The 16,862-nt window shown below is 68.4% G+C and carries 17 protein-coding genes; 9 read left to right on the top strand and 8 right to left on the bottom strand.

Annotated elements, in window-relative coordinates; translation table 11 throughout:
* Together RS85_RS09040 and RS85_RS09035 are read right to left on the bottom strand one after the other, a co-directional pair.
* The gene (locus RS85_RS09040; protein ID WP_046013125.1) at positions 1-291 is read right to left on the bottom strand and encodes a type II toxin-antitoxin system RelE/ParE family toxin; all 291 of its coding nucleotides are present in this window, start codon (positions 289-291) and stop codon (positions 1-3) included.
* Positions 288-521 carry a type II toxin-antitoxin system ParD family antitoxin gene (locus tag RS85_RS09035; protein WP_046013124.1) on the bottom strand — a complete coding sequence of 78 codons (234 nt, stop codon included), beginning with the start codon at positions 519-521 and terminating at the stop codon, positions 288-290. The genes RS85_RS09040 and RS85_RS09035 overlap by 4 nt, the downstream gene beginning before the upstream one ends.
* An 83-nt stretch (positions 522-604) precedes the next feature.
* Between RS85_RS09035 and RS85_RS09030 the strand changes: the two genes are divergently transcribed.
* On the top strand, positions 605-868 hold the full coding sequence (locus RS85_RS09030; protein WP_152642375.1) for a hypothetical protein: 264 nt from the start codon (positions 605-607) through the stop codon (positions 866-868).
* Positions 869-941: 73 nt separating this feature from the next.
* On the opposite strand, the gene RS85_RS09025 is transcribed toward RS85_RS09030, so the two are convergent.
* Complete coding sequence (locus RS85_RS09025; protein ID WP_046013122.1) at positions 942-2,156, bottom strand: amidohydrolase; 1,215 nt, start codon at positions 2,154-2,156, stop codon at positions 942-944.
* 127 nt (positions 2,157-2,283) lie between these two features.
* On the bottom strand, positions 2,284-2,925 hold the full coding sequence (locus RS85_RS09020) for a TetR/AcrR family transcriptional regulator (protein ID WP_046013121.1): 642 nt from the start codon (positions 2,923-2,925) through the stop codon (positions 2,284-2,286).
* A gap of 128 nt (positions 2,926-3,053) precedes the next feature.
* Between RS85_RS09020 and RS85_RS09015 the strand changes: the two genes are divergently transcribed.
* The 6 genes from RS85_RS09015 to RS85_RS08990 all read left to right on the top strand — a co-directional run bounded on the left by RS85_RS09015 (position 3,054) and on the right by RS85_RS08990 (position 10,892).
* Positions 3,054-4,718, top strand: a complete 1,665-nt coding sequence (locus RS85_RS09015) for an ABC transporter substrate-binding protein (protein ID WP_046013120.1) — start codon at positions 3,054-3,056, stop codon at positions 4,716-4,718.
* Between the two features lie 116 nt (positions 4,719-4,834).
* Positions 4,835-5,659 carry an ABC transporter ATP-binding protein gene (locus RS85_RS09010; protein WP_046013119.1) on the top strand — a complete coding sequence of 275 codons (825 nt, stop codon included), beginning with the start codon at positions 4,835-4,837 and terminating at the stop codon, positions 5,657-5,659.
* Positions 5,656-6,462, top strand: coding sequence for an ABC transporter ATP-binding protein (locus RS85_RS09005; RefSeq protein WP_046013118.1), 807 nt, complete (start codon positions 5,656-5,658; stop codon positions 6,460-6,462). The genes RS85_RS09010 and RS85_RS09005 overlap by 4 nt, the downstream gene beginning before the upstream one ends.
* Positions 6,459-7,553: an ABC transporter permease gene (locus tag RS85_RS09000; protein WP_046013117.1), complete on the top strand. Its 1,095-nt coding sequence runs from the start codon at positions 6,459-6,461 to the stop codon at positions 7,551-7,553. The genes RS85_RS09005 and RS85_RS09000 overlap by 4 nt, the downstream gene beginning before the upstream one ends.
* A 1-nt stretch (position 7,554) precedes the next feature.
* Positions 7,555-8,646, top strand: coding sequence for an ABC transporter permease (locus tag RS85_RS08995; protein ID WP_235282388.1), 1,092 nt, complete (start codon positions 7,555-7,557; stop codon positions 8,644-8,646).
* Positions 8,646-10,892 (top strand): glycoside hydrolase family 3 N-terminal domain-containing protein, encoded by a 2,247-nt coding sequence (locus RS85_RS08990; RefSeq protein WP_046013116.1) that lies wholly within the window; start codon positions 8,646-8,648, stop codon positions 10,890-10,892. The genes RS85_RS08995 and RS85_RS08990 overlap by 1 nt, the downstream gene beginning before the upstream one ends.
* Positions 10,893-11,072: 180 nt before the next feature.
* Here RS85_RS08990 and RS85_RS08985 read toward each other — a convergent pair whose 3' ends face one another.
* Entirely contained in the window at positions 11,073-12,734 is a 1,662-nt protein-coding gene (locus tag RS85_RS08985; protein WP_046013115.1) for a glycoside hydrolase family 13 protein, read from the bottom strand.
* 96 nt (positions 12,735-12,830) lie between these two features.
* On the opposite strand from RS85_RS08985, the gene RS85_RS08980 reads away from it, so the two are divergent.
* Positions 12,831-13,259, top strand: coding sequence for a DUF1761 domain-containing protein (locus RS85_RS08980; protein ID WP_046013114.1), 429 nt, complete (start codon positions 12,831-12,833; stop codon positions 13,257-13,259).
* 25 nt (positions 13,260-13,284) lie between these two features.
* On the opposite strand, the gene RS85_RS08975 is transcribed toward RS85_RS08980, so the two are convergent.
* Positions 13,285-14,181, bottom strand: a complete 897-nt coding sequence (locus RS85_RS08975; RefSeq protein ID WP_046013113.1) for an SDR family oxidoreductase — start codon at positions 14,179-14,181, stop codon at positions 13,285-13,287.
* Between the two features lie 235 nt (positions 14,182-14,416).
* Here RS85_RS08975 and RS85_RS08970 point away from each other — a divergent pair, with 235 nt between their 5' ends.
* Positions 14,417-15,676 carry a hypothetical protein gene (locus RS85_RS08970; RefSeq protein ID WP_046013112.1) on the top strand — a complete coding sequence of 420 codons (1,260 nt, stop codon included), beginning with the start codon at positions 14,417-14,419 and terminating at the stop codon, positions 15,674-15,676.
* Between the two features lie 25 nt (positions 15,677-15,701).
* On the opposite strand, the gene purQ is transcribed toward RS85_RS08970, so the two are convergent.
* The gene (purQ, locus tag RS85_RS08965; RefSeq protein ID WP_046013111.1) at positions 15,702-16,409 is read right to left on the bottom strand and encodes a phosphoribosylformylglycinamidine synthase subunit PurQ; all 708 of its coding nucleotides are present in this window, start codon (positions 16,407-16,409) and stop codon (positions 15,702-15,704) included.
* The gene (gene purS / locus RS85_RS08960; RefSeq protein ID WP_046013110.1) at positions 16,406-16,654 is read right to left on the bottom strand and encodes a phosphoribosylformylglycinamidine synthase subunit PurS; all 249 of its coding nucleotides are present in this window, start codon (positions 16,652-16,654) and stop codon (positions 16,406-16,408) included. The genes purQ and purS overlap by 4 nt, the downstream gene beginning before the upstream one ends.
* Positions 16,655-16,862 lie beyond the last annotated feature (208 nt).

The following is a 16,862-nucleotide window of genomic DNA, read 5'->3' as shown; positions in this document are numbered from 1 at the left end:
TCAGAGGTGTCTCGTCGGGTCCATGCGCTCATGCAGAATGCGGATGACATCCACGCTGCGGTCCGTCTCGATGTAGAACACGAGATGGCTGCCGATACGATAACAGCGGTATCCCTCTCGGATCCCATCGCAGGCTCGACCGCGCTCCGGAGCCTCGGCTACTCGCTCGATCGCCGCTCGAAGTTCGATGATGTACGTCTCGGCCTGCTCCGCGTTCCAGCGCTCTTCGGTGAAGTCCCAGATGCCGGACAGGTCGCGTTGCGCCGCGGGCGTGAGCCGAAAGTGCTTCACGGCTTCTTCGAGGCGATGAACGCATCGAAGTCGAACGGCTCTGCCTCGCCGCTGTTCTCACCGGCAACGAGTGAGGCTCGCAGGGCAGCCATCTGCGTCTCCTGGTCTTCAAGCAGGCGGAGTCCGGCGCGCACCACTTCGCTCGCGGATCTGAATCGCCCCGATGCGACCTCGCGGGAGAGGAAGTCCGAGAAATGCTCGTCCAAGCTGATCGAGGTGTTCTGGCCCATGACGCAAGGTTACCAAGAATTGGTATTCGTGTCCGGTCTCTTCTCGCCTTGCGACCGCCGCCGAGTCCTGGGAGCATCGGCTGGTGGCGAGAACTGTGGAGCTGGAGAAGGAGAGCGTCGTCGTCGACGAGCTCATCAGCATCGACCGCGAACCCCAGCGCTGCGAATGCGACCACGGTGACGACGCCGCCTACGCGCCGTGCGGGCGCAAGGCCAAGTGGCGCGTCACGATCGACTGCGTGTGCGGCGAAGGCCATCCGAGGCGCGTCGAGATCCTGTGTTCGCGGTGCATGCGCACGGCGCGACAGACCTACGGCCGTGAGGCGATCACCGTTCGGCGTCTCTGACGGGCGGCGTCAGCGGCGACCGTGACGCCGAGAATGGCCGCGGGCCGCGGCGCCGACCGGCGTCGATGCGGTCCTAGCTGAGGAACTCGCGGGCGGCAGCCGAGAGCGCGGTGACGCCGACCTCGATCGTCGGGTGGATCTCGGGCGCGAAGAACGGCGAGTGGTTGGTCGGGATGTCCTTGTCCAGGCGACCGGCCGCGACGGCCTCGGCGAACTTCGCCGCGTCGACGCCGCCCCAGAACCAGAAGACCAGGGGCGCGCCGGCGTCGCGCGCGAACCACGAGACGTCCTCGCTGCCGGTGAACATGCCCGGATCGATGACGGATGCTTCGCCCAGCGCACGCTGGAGGGCGGCGGTCACGCGAGTCGTGGCATCCTCATCGTTGATCGTCGCGGGAAGCGTGTGCAGGGTGCGGATCTCGGGCTCGCGCTCGGCGCCCGACGCCAGCGCCTCGGCGCGGACGATGCGGTCGACGCTCGCGAGCACCTTCTCGCGGGCAGCCTCGTTCGGATAGCGCAGGCTGAGTTCGAGTGTCGCCTCCGCGGGGATGATGTTGTTCTTGAGGCCGGCGTGGATCGAGCCGACCGTCACGACGCCCACGCCCTGCGGATCGATCTCACGCGAGGCGATCGTCTGCAGCCGCATCACCGTCGCCGCCGCCATCACGATCGGGTCGATCGTCGAGTGCGGACGGGAGCCGTGCCCGCCGCGTCCATGCAGAACGACCGTGAGGCCGTCGGATGCCGCCATCTGGGTGCCGCTGCGCACGCCGATCACTCCGGCGGGGAGCGGCGTCACGTGCTGGCCGAGCACCACGTCGGGCTTCGGGTAGCGCTCGAGGATGCCGTCATCGAGCATCGCGCGCGCTCCGGCGCCGTACTCCTCGGCGGGCTGGATCAGCACGACGAGGGTGCCCGACCAGTCGGCACGCTCGGCGACGAGCTTCTCCACGGCGCCGATCATCGCGGTGACGTGCATGTCGTGGCCGCACGCGTGCATGACGGGAACCGTGTTGCCCGAGGGGTCGATGCCCTTGGCCGTGCTCGCATAGGCGTGACCGGTCTGCTCCTCGACGGGCAGCGCATCCATGTCGGCGCGCACCCAGACGACCGGGCCCTCGCCGTTCTCGAGGAGTCCCACGACGCCGGTGACTCCGACGCCCTCTTCGACCTCGAGCCCGAGTTCCCGCAGGTGCGTCGCGGCGATGCCGGCGGTGCGCGTCTCCTGGAACGACAGCTCGGGATGCTGATGCAGGTCGATGTAGAGCGCTTCGAGGTCGATCGTCATGAGGCCGAGCCTACTCGGGCCGTCGACGGGGTCGACCCGGCCCTCTCTGCGCGACCCGGCCCTCTATGGCGGTTCGCAGAGGGCCGGTTCGCGCACAAGGGGCCGGGTCGGCAGGCGAGGGAGAGCGTCACGCCTCGCGCGCGTACGTGCCCAACTCGGGACCCGGATGCAGCACGCCGTTGACGATCGCGCGGATCGCGAACTCGCTGGCGGCGCCGAGTTCGATCTCGTCCGGATGCAGGAGCCATTGCAGCTGCAGTCCGTCCATGACGGCGAGGATGCCGGATGCCGCCTCGGCGATGCGCTGCGGATCGTCGACGCCCTCCTGCGTGCACAGCTCCTGGAAAGCGGCGGTCACCTCGCGGCGCAGCGTCGTGTAGCGATCTTCGAAGTACTCGCGACCGGGATGGTCGTCGGTCACCGACTCGGACGAGAGCACGGTGTACGCCTGCACGATGCCCGGGCGCTTCTCGTTGGCGAACGCCGTGCGCACCAGGTGGAGGAAGAGTTCGGGACCGCCCGGAATGTGCTTCTTCTCGAGCGCCGCGACATCCGCCTGATCACGGTAGGAGAGCACCTCGAGCAGCAGCTTCTGCTTCGACCCGAAGTGGTGGAGAACACCGGCGTGGGTGAGGCCGACCTGCTCCGCGACATCGGCGAGCGTGCCGTTGGTCGACCCCTTGTTGCCGAAGATCTCGACGGCGGCGGTGAGGATCTGCTCGCGCTTCGCGAGGGTCGACGGACGCACTCGCGACTTCTCGTCTGTCACGCTGTGCCCCTTTCCGATCCGTACTTGCCAACGAACTTACCAGTGGGTAACCTCACAATCACTTACTTTCTCGACAGTAAGTGTTTGTGTCCCCCACACAGCACAACGACCGTGCCCAAGGAGTAGCAATGAAGCTCAGGAAATCCCTGATCGCCGTCACAGCGATCACCGCCCTCGGACTCTCGGCCCTCGCCGGGTGCGCCGCCGGCGGGAATGACGACGCCGGCTCCGGCGAAGCCGCCGCCCTCACCATCGCGAAGCCCGACGGCGCGATCACGACCGAATCCAACAACCCGTTCGTCGGCGACTCGTCCGCATCGAAGTACGGGTACGGCAAGGTCATCTTCGAGTCGCTCGGCCTGGTCAATCAGACCGGCGACCGCGAGGTGACGCCCTGGCTCGCCGAGAGCATCGAGTGGAACGACGACTACACCGCTGTGACCGTCGTCCCCCGCAAGGATGTCACCTGGAGCGACGGCGAGCCGTTCACCGCCGAGGACATCGTCTTCACCTACGAGCTGGTCTCGACCCCCGCGCTCGACACCGCGGGACTGCAGTTCACGGGCGCCACGGTCGAGGGCGACGCCGTCACCCTCACGTTCGGCCAGTCGAAATTCGTGAACCTGGCCCGCGTGCTGCACGTGCCGATCGTTCCGAAGCACATCTGGGAGAACCTCGACGAGCCGGCCACGAACCCTGTCAAGGGCGACGACCTCGTCGGCACCGGACCCTACGCCCTGTCGAACTGGTCGACCGAGTCGGTCACCCTCGAGGCCCGCGACGACTACTGGGGCGGCGACCTCGCCGTGCCCGAACTGCACTACGTCTCCTACGGCGACAACACCGCGCTGACCACCGCCCTCGCGCAGGGCGAAGCCGACTGGGCGCAGGCGTTCATCCCGCAGATCGAGGAGCAGTTCCTCTCGGTTGACCCCGAGAACAACAAGTTCTGGGCCGCGCCGACCACCGGCTCCGCGACGCTTTTCATGAACCTGCACCAGAAGCCGTTCGACGACCCCGCGTTCCGCCAGGCGCTCGCCTGGGTCATCGATCGCGACGCCTACGTCGACATCGCCCGCGAAGGCGCCAGCGAGCCGGTGTGGTCCGTGACCGGACTCTCCACCATCCTCGAGGACGAGATCCAGCCCGAGTTCGAGGGCCAGGAGTACTCCGTGGATGCCGAGAAGGCCCGCGGCGTGCTCGAAGCCGCCGGGTACACGTGGGACGGCGACGCGCTCGTCGATCCCGATGGCACTCCTGTCTCCTTCACGCTCTCGGTTCCCTCGGGATGGAGCGACTGGAACACGGCGCAGGAGCTCATCGCGGAAGACGTCTCCGAGTCCATCGGCGCCGAAGTGAAGATCGACATGCCCGACTGGGGCGGCTGGCAGGGCCCGCGCGACGACGGCTCGTTCTCGGCCATCATCCACTGGCTCGAGGACAGCGGCACCGCGTACGGCCTGTACACCTCGACCATGGACCCGCGCTGGATCTCGCCCGACGGCATCGCCGGATTCAACTTCGGCCGCTTCGAGGACCCGGCAGCGACCGAGGCGTTGAACACCTACGCGAACGCCTCCTCTGAGGAGGAGCGCACCGCGGCCCTCGACACCATGCAGAAGATCTTCGTCGAGCAGGTTCCGGCGATCCCGCTCGGCGCGCATCCGCTGCTGGGCGAGTTCAACACCCGGAACTACGTCGGCTGGCCGTCCGAGGAGGACCCGTACGCGTCTGCCGACCCGACTCAGCAGAACATCGTGCAGATCCTCACGAAGCTGAAGCCGGCCGAGTGACGCCGACCCGGTCGTTGAGCGAGGAGCGAAGCGACGAGACGAAACGGGAACCACCGCGTTTCGTCTCGCTGCGCTCGCTCAACGACCGGGAACGCCCCGACGAAAGACGTACACCCATGTCAGATCCCCTCCTCACCGTGCGCGACTTCTCGGTCGTGTACGACGTCGATCCTCCGGTCGAGGCCGTGCGCCACGTGACCCTCGAACTGCAGCGCAGCGAGATCCTCGGCCTTGCCGGCGAGAGCGGCTGCGGCAAGACGACGCTCGCCTACGGCGTGCAGCGACTGCTGCGTGCACCCGCGGTCATCAGCGGCGGCGACGTCACCTTCCACGATGCATCCGGAGAGGATGTCGACATCAACGCGCTCGACGCGGACGCGATGCAGCGCTTCCGCTGGGACAAGGTGTCGATGGTCTTCCAGGGGGCGATGAACGCTCTCAATCCGGTGGACACGATCGGTTCACAGCTCGAGGACGTCTTCGAGATCCACCGCCCGGGGATGAGTCGTCGTGAGCGCCGCGCCGAGGCCGAGGAGCTGCTCGAGATCGTCAAGGTCGGACGCCAGCGCATGCGCTCTTTCCCGCACGAGCTCTCCGGAGGCATGCGGCAGCGGGTGATGATCGCCATGGCGCTCGCTCTCCGGCCGCAGCTCATGGTGATGGACGAACCGACCACGGCGCTGGACGTGCTTGTGCAGCGGGAGATCATCAAGCAGATCTCGCAGTTGCGACACGAGTTCGGCTTCTCGGTCATCTTCATCACCCATGATCTCCCGCTGCTGTTGGAGATCAGCGACCGGATCGCGATCATGCGCGAGGGCGAGATCATCGAACTCGCGAGCGCCGAGGAGATCTGGTTGCGCCCGCAGCACGAGTACACGAAGACGCTGCTGTCGTCGTTCCCCCGGCTGACCGGGGAGAGAGGGGTGCTGGTCCGATGACCACTCTCGAATTCCGAGGCGTCACCAAGAGCTACAACGTCCGTGGCGCCGGACGCATCAAGGCCCTCGACGACGTCAGCTTCACCCTGACCTCCGGCCGCACGATCGGACTCGTCGGCCAGTCCGGCAGCGGCAAATCCACGATCGCGAAGATCCTCACCCAGCTCGAGACCCCCACCAGCGGCGAGGTGCTGCTCGACGGCGAGCCGATCCCCCGCCGCGGCAAGGGACTGCGCCGCTACCGGCAGCAGTTGCGCATGGTCTTCCAGGACCCGTTCGCCTCGCTCAATCCGTACCACTCGATCCGCTATCACCTGGAGCGGCCGATCCGGCTCGACGACGTCGTGCCGAAGAAGGACACCGACGCCGAGGTGCGGCGCCTGCTGGCCCGCGTGCGGCTCGATGCGGATGCCGTGATCGACCGCCGTCCGCACGAACTCTCCGGCGGTCAGCGGCAGCGCGTCGCCATCGCCCGTGCTCTCGCGTCGCGGCCGTCGCTCCTGGTCGCCGACGAGCCCGTGTCGATGCTCGACGTCTCCATCCGCCTCGGCGTGCTCACCCTCCTCGCCGATCTGCAGCGCGAAGAAGGGCTCGGAGTGCTCTACATCACGCACGATCTCGCCACCGCTCGCCACTTCAGCGACGAGATCATGGTGCTCAACCAAGGGAAGGTCGTCGAGTACGGCACCGCCGACGACGTCATCCTGAATCCCCAGAACCCGTACACGCGCGAACTGCGCGCGGCATCCCCCGACCCGGACAAGCACTTCGCGTCTGCCGCCTCGACCGGAGGAGCCCTGTGACCACCGCATCCCCTCGCCTCGACGAGAACCACCACGACCTGGCGCCGAAGGACGCTCTCGAGGTCGGCACGACCGCGACGGCCGCCGAGCGCACCCGCCGGCCGGTGCCGTGGCGGTTCTTCGCCGGTCGCGCGGCCTTCTACCTCTTCACGCTCTGGGCCGCACTCACGATCAACTTCTTCCTGCCGCGGTTCATGAAGGGCGACGCGGTGAGCTCGTACCTCGCGCGCAACCGCAACGTGAGCCCCGAAGCCGCGGACTCCCTCCGCATCCTCTTGGGGATCGACACAGACAAGTCGATCTGGCAGCAGTACCTCGAATACTGGGGGATGCTGTTCCGCGGCGACCTCGGCATCTCGACCCTGCACGGCCTGCGCCCGGTCGGCGAGGTGCTCGCGGCGGCACTGCCGTGGACGCTGGGCCTCGTCGGTCTCGCCACGATCATCTCGTTCGCGATCGGCACGATCGGTGGCGCGATCGTGGGCTGGCGACGCGGCAGCAGGCTCGACGCGCTGATCCCCATCACGACCTTCTTCAACACGATCCCGTACTTCTGGCTCGGCCTCATCGCGATCGCGATCTTCTCGTCGACCCTGCGGTGGTTCCCCTCCTCCCACGCCTACGGCAAGGGCCAGTCCCCGGAGTGGAGCCTCGATTTCATCGGCCAGGTGATCATGCACGGCACTCTGCCGGCGCTGACGATCATCATCGCGTCGCTCGGCGGGTGGATGCTCGGCATGCGCAATATGATGCTGACCGTGCTCGACGAGGACTACATCACCGTCGCGCAGGCGAAGGGCATGCCGAACCGTCGGGTGCTGTGGGCGTACGCCGCCCGCAACGCGGTGCTGCCGCAGATCCAGAGCTTCGCCCTCTCGATCGGTTTCATCGTCGGCGGCACGATCGTGATGGAGATGGTCTTCAGCTACCCCGGTGTCGGCAAGCTCCTGCTCGACGCGACCAACGCCAAAGACTACGCGCTCATGCAGGGCGTCTTCCTGGTGATCACGCTCTCGGTGCTCGTCGCGAACATCCTCGCCGATGTCGTGTACGCCTACCTCGATCCGCGCACTCGTCAGACGGAGGCCTGAGATGACCGTTCCCACCACCGCCGGAACCACCGCGCCGGCCGGCACGCCGGAGGCGACCGGCATGCCGGAGACGGCGACGCTGCGCACGCCGGCATCCGTCCCTCTCGAGCAGCGGACCTTCCGCACGCAGCTCGCGCAGGCGTTCGCGATGTTCCGCAATCGCAAGTCGATCGCCGGGCTCATCATCCTCGGCGTCTTCGTGCTCGTCGCGATCCTCGCTGACTGGATCGCTCCCTATGGGGCGACCGAGAAGGATCGCTCGGCACTGCGGCAGGCGCCGACGTTCGAGCACTGGCTCGGGACCACCCACATGGGCGAGGACGTCCTCAGCCAGATCATCTTCGGCACGCGCGGCGTGATCGTCGTCGGATTCCTCTCCGCCGCCATCGCCACGGTCATCGCGATCACGATCGGCGTGATCTCGGGCTACGTGCGAGGCTGGAAGAGCGAGTCGCTCTCGGCGCTGACCAACGTGTTCCTGGTGATCCCCGGCATCCCGTTGATCATCATCATCGCGTCGCAGTTCGAGAACCCGCCGCTGATCGTGATCGCCGCGGTGCTCGGACTCACCGGCTGGGCGTGGGGTGCCAGAGTGCTGCGCGCCCAGACGATGTCGTTGCGCAACCGCGACTTCATCCAGGCGGCGCGCGCCAACGGCGAACCGCTCCGCCGCATCATCACCGTCGAGATGCTGCCGAACCTCATGGCGCTCATCGCGTCGAGCTTCGTCGGCACCGTCACCGCCGCGATCCTGGGGCTCACCACGCTCGCCTTCATCGGGGTGATCCCGGTGAGCAACCTCAACTGGGGCACGATCCTGTTCTGGGCGCAGCAGAACGGCGCCTTCCCCCGGCTGTGGTGGTGGTACGTCCCCGCAGGGCTCTGCATCGCGATCATCGGCGTCGCCCTCTCCCTGATCAACTTCGGCATCGACGAGTACGTCAACCCGCGCCTGCGTTCGGCGGGCGAGCGCGCCAGGGCCATGAAGAAGAAGGGGCTGGATGTGAACGACGCGGTGACCGCCGTGCGCAGCGTCCCGAAGTCCGGGGGCCAGCCCACGACCGAGCCCACCACCACACAGAACCAGAAGTGATGACCTCTCCCACGCTGACCACCACCCACCCGTACCAGGACCCCGCGCTGTCGATCCCCGAGCGCGTCGCCGACCTCCTCGGCCGGATGACGCTCGAGGAGAAGATCGGGCAGATGCTGCAGCTCGATGCCCGCGACGATCTCGACGACCACATCCTGCGCCGCCAGGCCGGGTCGATCCTGCACACCTCGCCCGAGCGCATCCTGCGGGCGAACGAGCTGACTGCGCACACCCGGCTGCGCATCCCGCTGCTCGTGGCCGAGGACTGCATCCACGGCCACTCCTTCTGGCCCGGCGCGACCATCTATCCCACCCAGCTCGGCATGGCGGCGTCGTGGGATGCCGGACTGCTCGAGCGCGTCGCCCGGGCGACGGCCGAAGAGGTCGCCGCCACCGGCATCCACTGGACGTTCTCTCCCGTGCTCTGCATCTCGCGCGATCTGCGCTGGGGACGCGTGGGGGAGACGTTCGGCGAGGATCCGTTCCTGATCGGCGAACTCGCGAGCGCCATGGTGCGCGGCTATCAGGGCGACGGGCTCGACGACCCGACGGCGATCCTCGCGACCGCCAAGCATTTCGCCGGATACTCCGAGACCCAGGGTGGGCGGGATGCGAGCGAGGCCGACATCTCGCGACGCAAGCTCCGCTCCTGGTTCCTGCCGCCGTTCGAGCGCGTGGCCCGCGAAGGATGCCGCTCGTTCATGCTCGGCTACCAGACCATGGATGGCGTGCCGATCACCACGAACGAGTGGCTGCTGAGCGAGGTGCTGCGCGGGGAGTGGGGCTACACCGGAACCCTCATCACCGACTGGGACAACGTCGGTCGGATGGTGTGGGAGCAGCGGGTGCAGCCCGACTACCCGCACGCCTCGGCCGCGGCGGTCACGGCGGGCAACGACATGATCATGAACACGCCGGGCTTCTTCGAGGGGGCGCTGGATGCCGTCGCGCAGGGGCTTCTCGGCGAGGACGCTTTCGATGTCGCCGCCGGCCGGATCCTCACGCTGAAGTTCGAGCTCGGTCTGTTCGAGGATCCACGGCTCCCGGTCGAGGGGCTCGAGCAGATCGTGGGGAGCGCCGACCACACCGCGCTGAACCTCGATGCCGCACGCCGATCGCTCGTGCTGCTGGAGAACGACGGCGTGCTGCCGCTCGACCCGGCCGCCGTGCGCCGCGTCGCCGTGGTCGGGCCGCTCGCCGACGATGCGCAGAGTCAGCTCGGCGACTGGGCCGGCGGCTCGGGCCAGGCCGGCTGGCTCGACGGTCAGCCGCGGGAGATGATCTCGACCGTGCTCGACGGGCTGCGAGCGATCGCGCCGTGGGAGGTCACGCACTCCCGCGGAGCGGAGATCCTCACCCTCGCCCCCGACCCGGCCGGCTCGACCTTCCCGGACGGGCAGCCGCGGCCTCCGGTCGTGAAGCCCGCGGCGCCCGACCACGCTCTGCTCGCCGAGGCGGTGGCCGCGGCATCCGATTCCGACGTCGTCGTGGCCGTCGTCGGCGACCGGATCGAGCTGGTGGGCGAGGGGCGCTCCACCGCGACGCTCGAACTCGTCGGCGGCCAGATCGCGCTGCTCGACGCGGTGATCGCGACCGGGAAGCCCGTGATCGTGGTGCTGCTCGCGTCGAAGCCGCTCGTGCTGCCGGCATCCGTTCAGCGCGCAGCGGCCGTGATCTGGGCAGCCAACCCGGGGATGCAGGGCGGCCGGGCGCTCGCCGAGATCATCACCGGCAGGGTGGAGCCGTCGGGACGTCTGCCGATCTCGTTCGCGCGGCACGTCGGCCAGCAGCCGACGTACTACAACCAGATCCGCGGACAGCACGGCGACCGCTACGCCGACCTCACGCAGGCTCCGGCCTGGGTGTTCGGCGAGGGCCGGTCCTACACGACGGTCGAATACGGCGACCTCTCTCTGGAGTCGACCACGCTCGGCCGGGGCGACACGATCGTCGGGCACGTCACCGTGACCAACACCGGGGAGCGTCCGGTGCGGGAGACCGTTCAGGTATACGTGCGGGATGCCGTGACCAGCGTGAGCTGGACAGACAAGGAGCTCAAGGCCTACCGACAGGTCGACGTCGCGCCGGGGGAGTCCGTGCGCGTGCGGCTCGAGGTGCCGGTCGCCGACTGCTCGATCGTGGATGCCGCCGGCATCCGCCTGGTCGAGCCCGGTGGGTTCGAGCTGCTCATCGGGCCGAGCTCGCGCGACGATCAGCTCCTGGCCGCCGGGTTCGAGGTCGGCTGACGGTCGAAGTTCTGCGGCCATCCCGAGGTTCTGCGGCCTGAGCCCGCCGGGAGGGCCGCAGAACTTCGGGTCGTCCGCAGAAGTCGGTGCCGCGAACTCGGCCGATCATCGTTCCGGTCGCATTTCATGCCGGCTCACGGGCGGTGAAGCGGCAGCAAGTGCGACCGGAACGAGCAGTCCTCAGGCCGTGGTGTACCAGGCGGCCGTGTCGACCGGGAGGGTCGAGCCGTCGACAGGCTGGCTCGACAGCACGATGTCGGCACCGGCCGGCAGCTCGAGCGGCTCCGAGCCGAGGTTCGCCACGACATGCACGTCGCCGCGCCGGAAGGCCACGGCATCCACACCGGCGTCTTCCCACACCAGCGATCCGCTGCCGAAGCCGTGCTCGCGGCGTGCGGCCAGCAACTGCGTGTAGAGCGACAGGGTCGAGGTCGGGTCCGCTTCTTCGACGTCGCGCGCGTAGGCCGCCCAGTCGACGGGCTGCGGCAGCCACGAGGCGCCGGTCTCGTTGAACCCGAACGCCGGTCCGTCGGCGGTCCAGGGCAGCGGCACGCGGCATCCGTCCCGGCCATAGCGCTGACCGTTCGTGCGGAACCACGTCGGGTCCTGCCGGAACGCGTCGGGGATGTCCATCGCCTCGGGAAGGCCCAGCTCCTCGCCCTGGTAGAGGTAGGCGGAACCCGGGAGCGCGAGCATGAGGGTGGTCGCCGCGCGGGCGCGGGCCAGGCCGATCGCGGTGTCGGGCTTGTCGGGGGTGAGCGGTCCGATGCCCTCGCCCTGCGGGTTCTCCGCGGTCAGCGCGAGCCGGCTCGCGTGACGCACGACGTCGTGGTTCGAGAGCACCCAGGTGCTCGGGGCGCCGACATCACCGAAGGCATCGAGCGATTCGCGGATGACGTCGCCGAGCGCCTTCGCGTCCCACGCCGTCTGCAGGTACGGGAAGTTGAACGTCTGGTGCATCTCGTCGGGGCGCACCCAGAGCGCGGTCTGCTTCAACGTCGGCATCCAGGCCTCGCCGCACAGTGCGCGGTCGCCGTCGTACTCGGCGAGCACCCTGTGCCAGTCGCGATAGACGTCGTGCACGCCGTCCTGGCCCCAGTACGGCACGTTCGCTTCGCCGCCGCCCATCGAGTCGGCATCCGCCGGCGGCGTGTAGTCCGGCAGGCCCTCGGCCTTGATCATGCCGTGGGCCACGTCGACGCGGAAGCCGTCGACACCGCGGTCGAGCCAGAAGCGCAGGATGGAGCGGAACTCCTCGCGCACCTCTTCATTGTTCCAGTCGAAGTCGGGCTGCGTGGGGTCGAAGATGTGCAGGTACCACTGGCCGGGGGTGCCGTCGGCCTCGACGATGCGCTCCCACATGCCGCCGCCGAACACCGACTCCCAGTTGTTGGGCGGGAGCTCGCCGTTCTCGCCCTTGCCGTCGCGGAAGATGTAGCGCGCGCGCTCGGGGCTGCCGGGGGCAGCCTTCAGAGCCTCCTGGAACCACGCGTGCTGCGCGGAGGAGTGATTCGGGACCAGGTCGACGACCACGCGGATGCCGCGGGCATGGGCCTCGGCCAGCATCTCGTCGAAGTCGGCGAGCGTGCCGAAAAGTGGGTCGACGTCGCGGTAGTCGGCGACGTCGTAGCCGGCATCGCGCTGCGGGCTCGTCATGAACGGGCTCAGCCAGATCGCGTCGATGCCGAGATCTTTCAGGGAGTCCAGCCGGGCGGTGATGCCCGGCAGGTCGCCGATGCCGTCGCCCGAGGCGTCGGCGAAGGAACGGGGGTAGATCTGATAGATGACGGCGCTGCGCCACCACTCGGAACCGGGGGCTGCGATCTGCTCGAGCTGTGCCATGGATTCAGGCTATTGCACACGCATGCGCCTCTCTTCCCTGCGGGCGCGGGCGCAGCAGAGGAGTAGCCTGACGGCATCCGATTCGAGGAGGCAACGATGGTTCCCGAGATCAACTACTGGGCGGTCCTGCTGGCGACAGTGTCGAGCATGGTCGTCGGCTCGATCTGGTACGCGCCCAAGGTGTTCGGCACGCGCTGGGCGAAGCTCGCGAACGTCGACATGGAGCGACCGGCCGCGACGGCGATGTGGCCGATCATCACCACCCTGATCGTGAGCTTCATCACCGCGTGGGTGCTCGCCGGAGCATCCGCCATCTCCTGGCACTTCTACGGCGGGCCGTTCCTCTGGGGCACGATCGTCACGGGTGTCACGCTCTGGGCCGGATTCACGGCAGCGCGCTTCATCACCCACGACGCCTTCGAGGGGCGCTCGACCAAGCTGACCACCCTGAACATCGCGCACGAACTCGTGACGGTGCTCGTGATGGCGGTGCTGATCGGCGTCTGGCCGCCCGCGCTCGGCTGAAGCGCGGGCGGCCAGACGGCGAGCGTCAGGGAGTCGGCATGCCGCCGTTCACGTTCAGGGTCTCGCCGATGACGTAGCTCGACTCCGCGGATGCCAGGAAGACATAGGCGGGCGCGAGTTCGGCGGGCTGTCCCATGCGTCCGAGCGGGGTGTCCTCGCCGAAGCTGTCGATCTTCTCCTGCGGCTGACCGTCGCTCGGCTGCAGCGGGGTCCAGATCGGCCCCGGAGCAACGGAATTCACGCGGATGCCCTTCGGGGCGAGCTGCTCGGCCAGGCCCTTCGTGAAGGCGTTGATCGTGGCCTTGGTCGAGGCGTAGTCGACGAGTATGCCGGAGGGAGAATATGCCTGGATCGACGTGGTGTTGATGATCGTCGACCCCGGCGTGAGGTGGGGCAGCGCGGCCTTCGTGATCCAGAACATCGCGTACACGTTGGTCTTGAACGTGTCGTCGAACTGCTCATCGGTGATGTCGGTCAGCGACTCCTGGTAGATCTGCTTGCCGCCATTGTTCACCAGGATGTCGAGGCCGCCGAGTGCTTCCACGGCATCCGTCACGAGCGAACGGCAATATGCGGGGTCGCGGAGATCGCCGGGGAGGGTGGCGACGTTCGCACCCGCGTCGCGGAGGATGCCGGCGATGCGGCTCGCATCCTCTTCCTCCTCCGGGAGGTAGGAGATCGCGACGTCGGCGCCCTCGCGCGCGAAGGCGATCGCGGTGGCTGCGCCGATGCCGGAATCGCCTCCGGTGATGAGAGCCTTCCGCCCTTGCAGGCGACCGGAACCGCGGTAGGTCTCCTCGCCGAGGTCGGCCTTCGGGGCCAGGTCGGCGTCGAGTCCGGGCTCGGGCATGTGCTGCTTCTGGGGCTCGATGTGCGCGTAGAGCTCGGCGGGGTTCGTGAACGTGTACTGATCGCGGGACATGATGCGTCCTTTCCGGGGGATCGTCAGGTGTCCGACCATCGTGCGCGCCGCGCGAGAGGGACGCGAAGCCCTTGCCTGCGGCGGAACGGGTTGCTATACGTACGGGTGCCGCGTGCGGGAATGTAGACCTTCGCGGCTTCCTCGGACGCAGTTCACGGATCAGGATTGGTTTGGCGACCTCTCCGGTCGCCGGGGGGTCGCGACCGCGGACCGTCGCCGTGACCGAGGGGTGAGCATGTCCGGTTCTCCGCGTGCGCCGTGGGTGGTCGCCGCTGCGCTCATCGCCGCCGCGATGCTCGCCGGCGCTGCGCCTGCCGCCTCGGGGGTCGTCGAACCCGTGGAGGAAGCCGTGACCAATACGAGCGCTCCGGATGCCGCGCAGTCGGTCGAGCTGGCCTACGAGTTCCTCGACGCACGGACCGACGAGTTCTGCGACGGCGAGGGTCGCTGCCTGCCGCGCAGCTATGAGGGCGGATTCTTCACCACCCCGAGCTGGGACTTCACGCCCTCGTTCGTGTACGACGACGCCCTGGTGATCATCGCCTACACCGCACGCGGACTGCCCGACGACCTCCGCCGCGCGCAGACGATCGGCGACACGCTGCTCTTCGTCCAGGCCGCGGATCCGATCGGCGACGGCCGCACCCGGACGTCGTACGAGCCGCACGGTATCCGGCAGGGCCGGATGGAGATCACCGGACCCGGCACCTTCACGGGGAACCAGGCCTGGGTCGGCATGGCCCTCACGCGGCTCTTCCACGCGACCGGCGAGACGAAGTACCTCGTCGGAGCGCTGCGCATCGGTCAGTGGATTCAGACCAACACGGCCGACATGACCCGCGCTCCGTACGGATACACGGGCGGTCAGACCGACAACGGTTCATCGCTGACCTGGAAGTCGACCGAGCACAACAGCGACGTCGCCGGATTCTTCACGCAGCTGGGCCAGCTCACCGGCGACGCGGTGTGGACGGAGCGGGCTGCCATCGCCGCCGACTTCGTCGCCGCGATGCAGAGCGCGGACGGACACGTCGACACCGGAACTCTCCTCGACGGCTCGACGGTCAACACCCGGCCGATCCCGCTGGATGCGCAGACCTGGAGCTACCTCGGCACCGTCGACGCGCGATACGGCTCGGCGCTGAACTGGACCATCGACAACATGATCGCCACCGACGGCCCGTACCAGGGTCCGTCGATCAGCGACGCCGACGTGTCGAAGGTGTGGTTCGAGGGCAGCGCCAACCTGGCGCTCGCGTTGCAGCTGCGCGGCGAAGCCGGCGACGCAGGCCGCGCCGAGTCCCTGCTGAGCAGCATCCGTCTGGTGCAGCAGGATGCGCCGAACGGCGACGGCAAGGGGATCGTGGCGACGTCGACCGACGGCCTCGACTCCGGCTTCGGTGACCTGTACTACGCGAGCCTGCACACGGGCGCGACCGCCTGGTATCTGCTCGCGGCCGCGGGCGACAACCCGTTCCGCCTGCCGGTCGACTGAGCGCGGCTGCGTCTCAAGCGGCGAGCTACGCGGCGACGCGCGCGATCGCGGCGACGGCGCTCGTGAAGAAGCCGAGTCCGTCGATGCCGCTGCGCATGGCGATCGCCGTGTCGGGGCCGAAGCCCGGCTCGACCGAGTGCTCGGGGTGCGGCATGAGTCCCACCACGTTGCCCGCCTCGTTCGTCAGACCGGCGATGTCGCGCAGCGAGCCGTTCGGGTTGACCCCGGCGTAGCGGAAGGCGACCAGGCCCTCCCCCTCGAGGCGGTCGAGCGTCGCGTCGTCGGCGATGTAGCCGCCGTCGCCGTTCTTCAGCGGGATGACGATCTCCTGGCCGGTGCGGAACGCGTTGGTCCAGGCGGTGTCGGAGTTCTCGACGACGAGCTTCTGGTCGCGCCGCACGAAGTGCTGGTGGTCGTTGCGGATCAGGCCGCCGGGCAGCAGGTGCGCCTCGACGAGCATCTGGAAGCCGTTGCAGATGCCGAGGATCGGCAGCCCCTTGGCGGCGGCATCCTTCACCTCGGCCATGATCGGCGAGAGGGCGGCGATGGCGCCGGCGCGCAGATAGTCGCCGTAGCTGAAGCCGCCGGGCAGCACGAGGGCGTCGACGCCCTCGAGGTCGTGCGATCCGTGCCAGAGCGCGACCGGCTCGGCCCCGGCGATGCGGACGGCGCGCTGCGCGTCACGGTCGTCGAGCGAGCCGGGGAAGGTGACGACGCCGATGCGCACGGTCATTCGACGACCTCGACACCCACGACGTCTTCGATCACCGAGTTGGAGAGCACCTCATCGGCGACGCGCCGGGCCTCGGCGAGCAGTTCGTCGGTGACCTCGCCCTCGACCGTGAGCTCGAAGCGCTTGCCGATGCGGACATCGCTGAAGCCCTCGACTCCGAGGCGGGCGAAGGCGCCGGAGACGGCCTTCCCCTGCGGGTCGAGCAACTCGGACTTGGGCATGACGTCGACGACGATGGTGGGCATCGTGATCCTCCAGGCGGCCGCAGGCCGTAGCTATGGTCGTTGAGCGACGAGCGCTAGCGAGGAGTCGAAACGCAGGAAGTCGCGGGAAGGCTGGCGCCCTCAGTCTACCGGCCCGTCGGCGCGTCGATTTGCGGCGGAGCATTCGCCGAGACCCCGGCTCGTCGTCGAGACCCCGGACCGCGGGCGGCACCAGGCCGGGGTCTCGGCG

This window comes from Microbacterium sp. SA39 (assembly GCF_000967865.1).
In the GTDB taxonomy this organism is placed as follows: domain Bacteria; phylum Actinomycetota; class Actinomycetes; order Actinomycetales; family Microbacteriaceae; genus Microbacterium.
The sequence above is the reverse complement of the archived record's forward strand: the minus strand, read 5'-3'. Positions and strand labels throughout refer to the sequence as shown.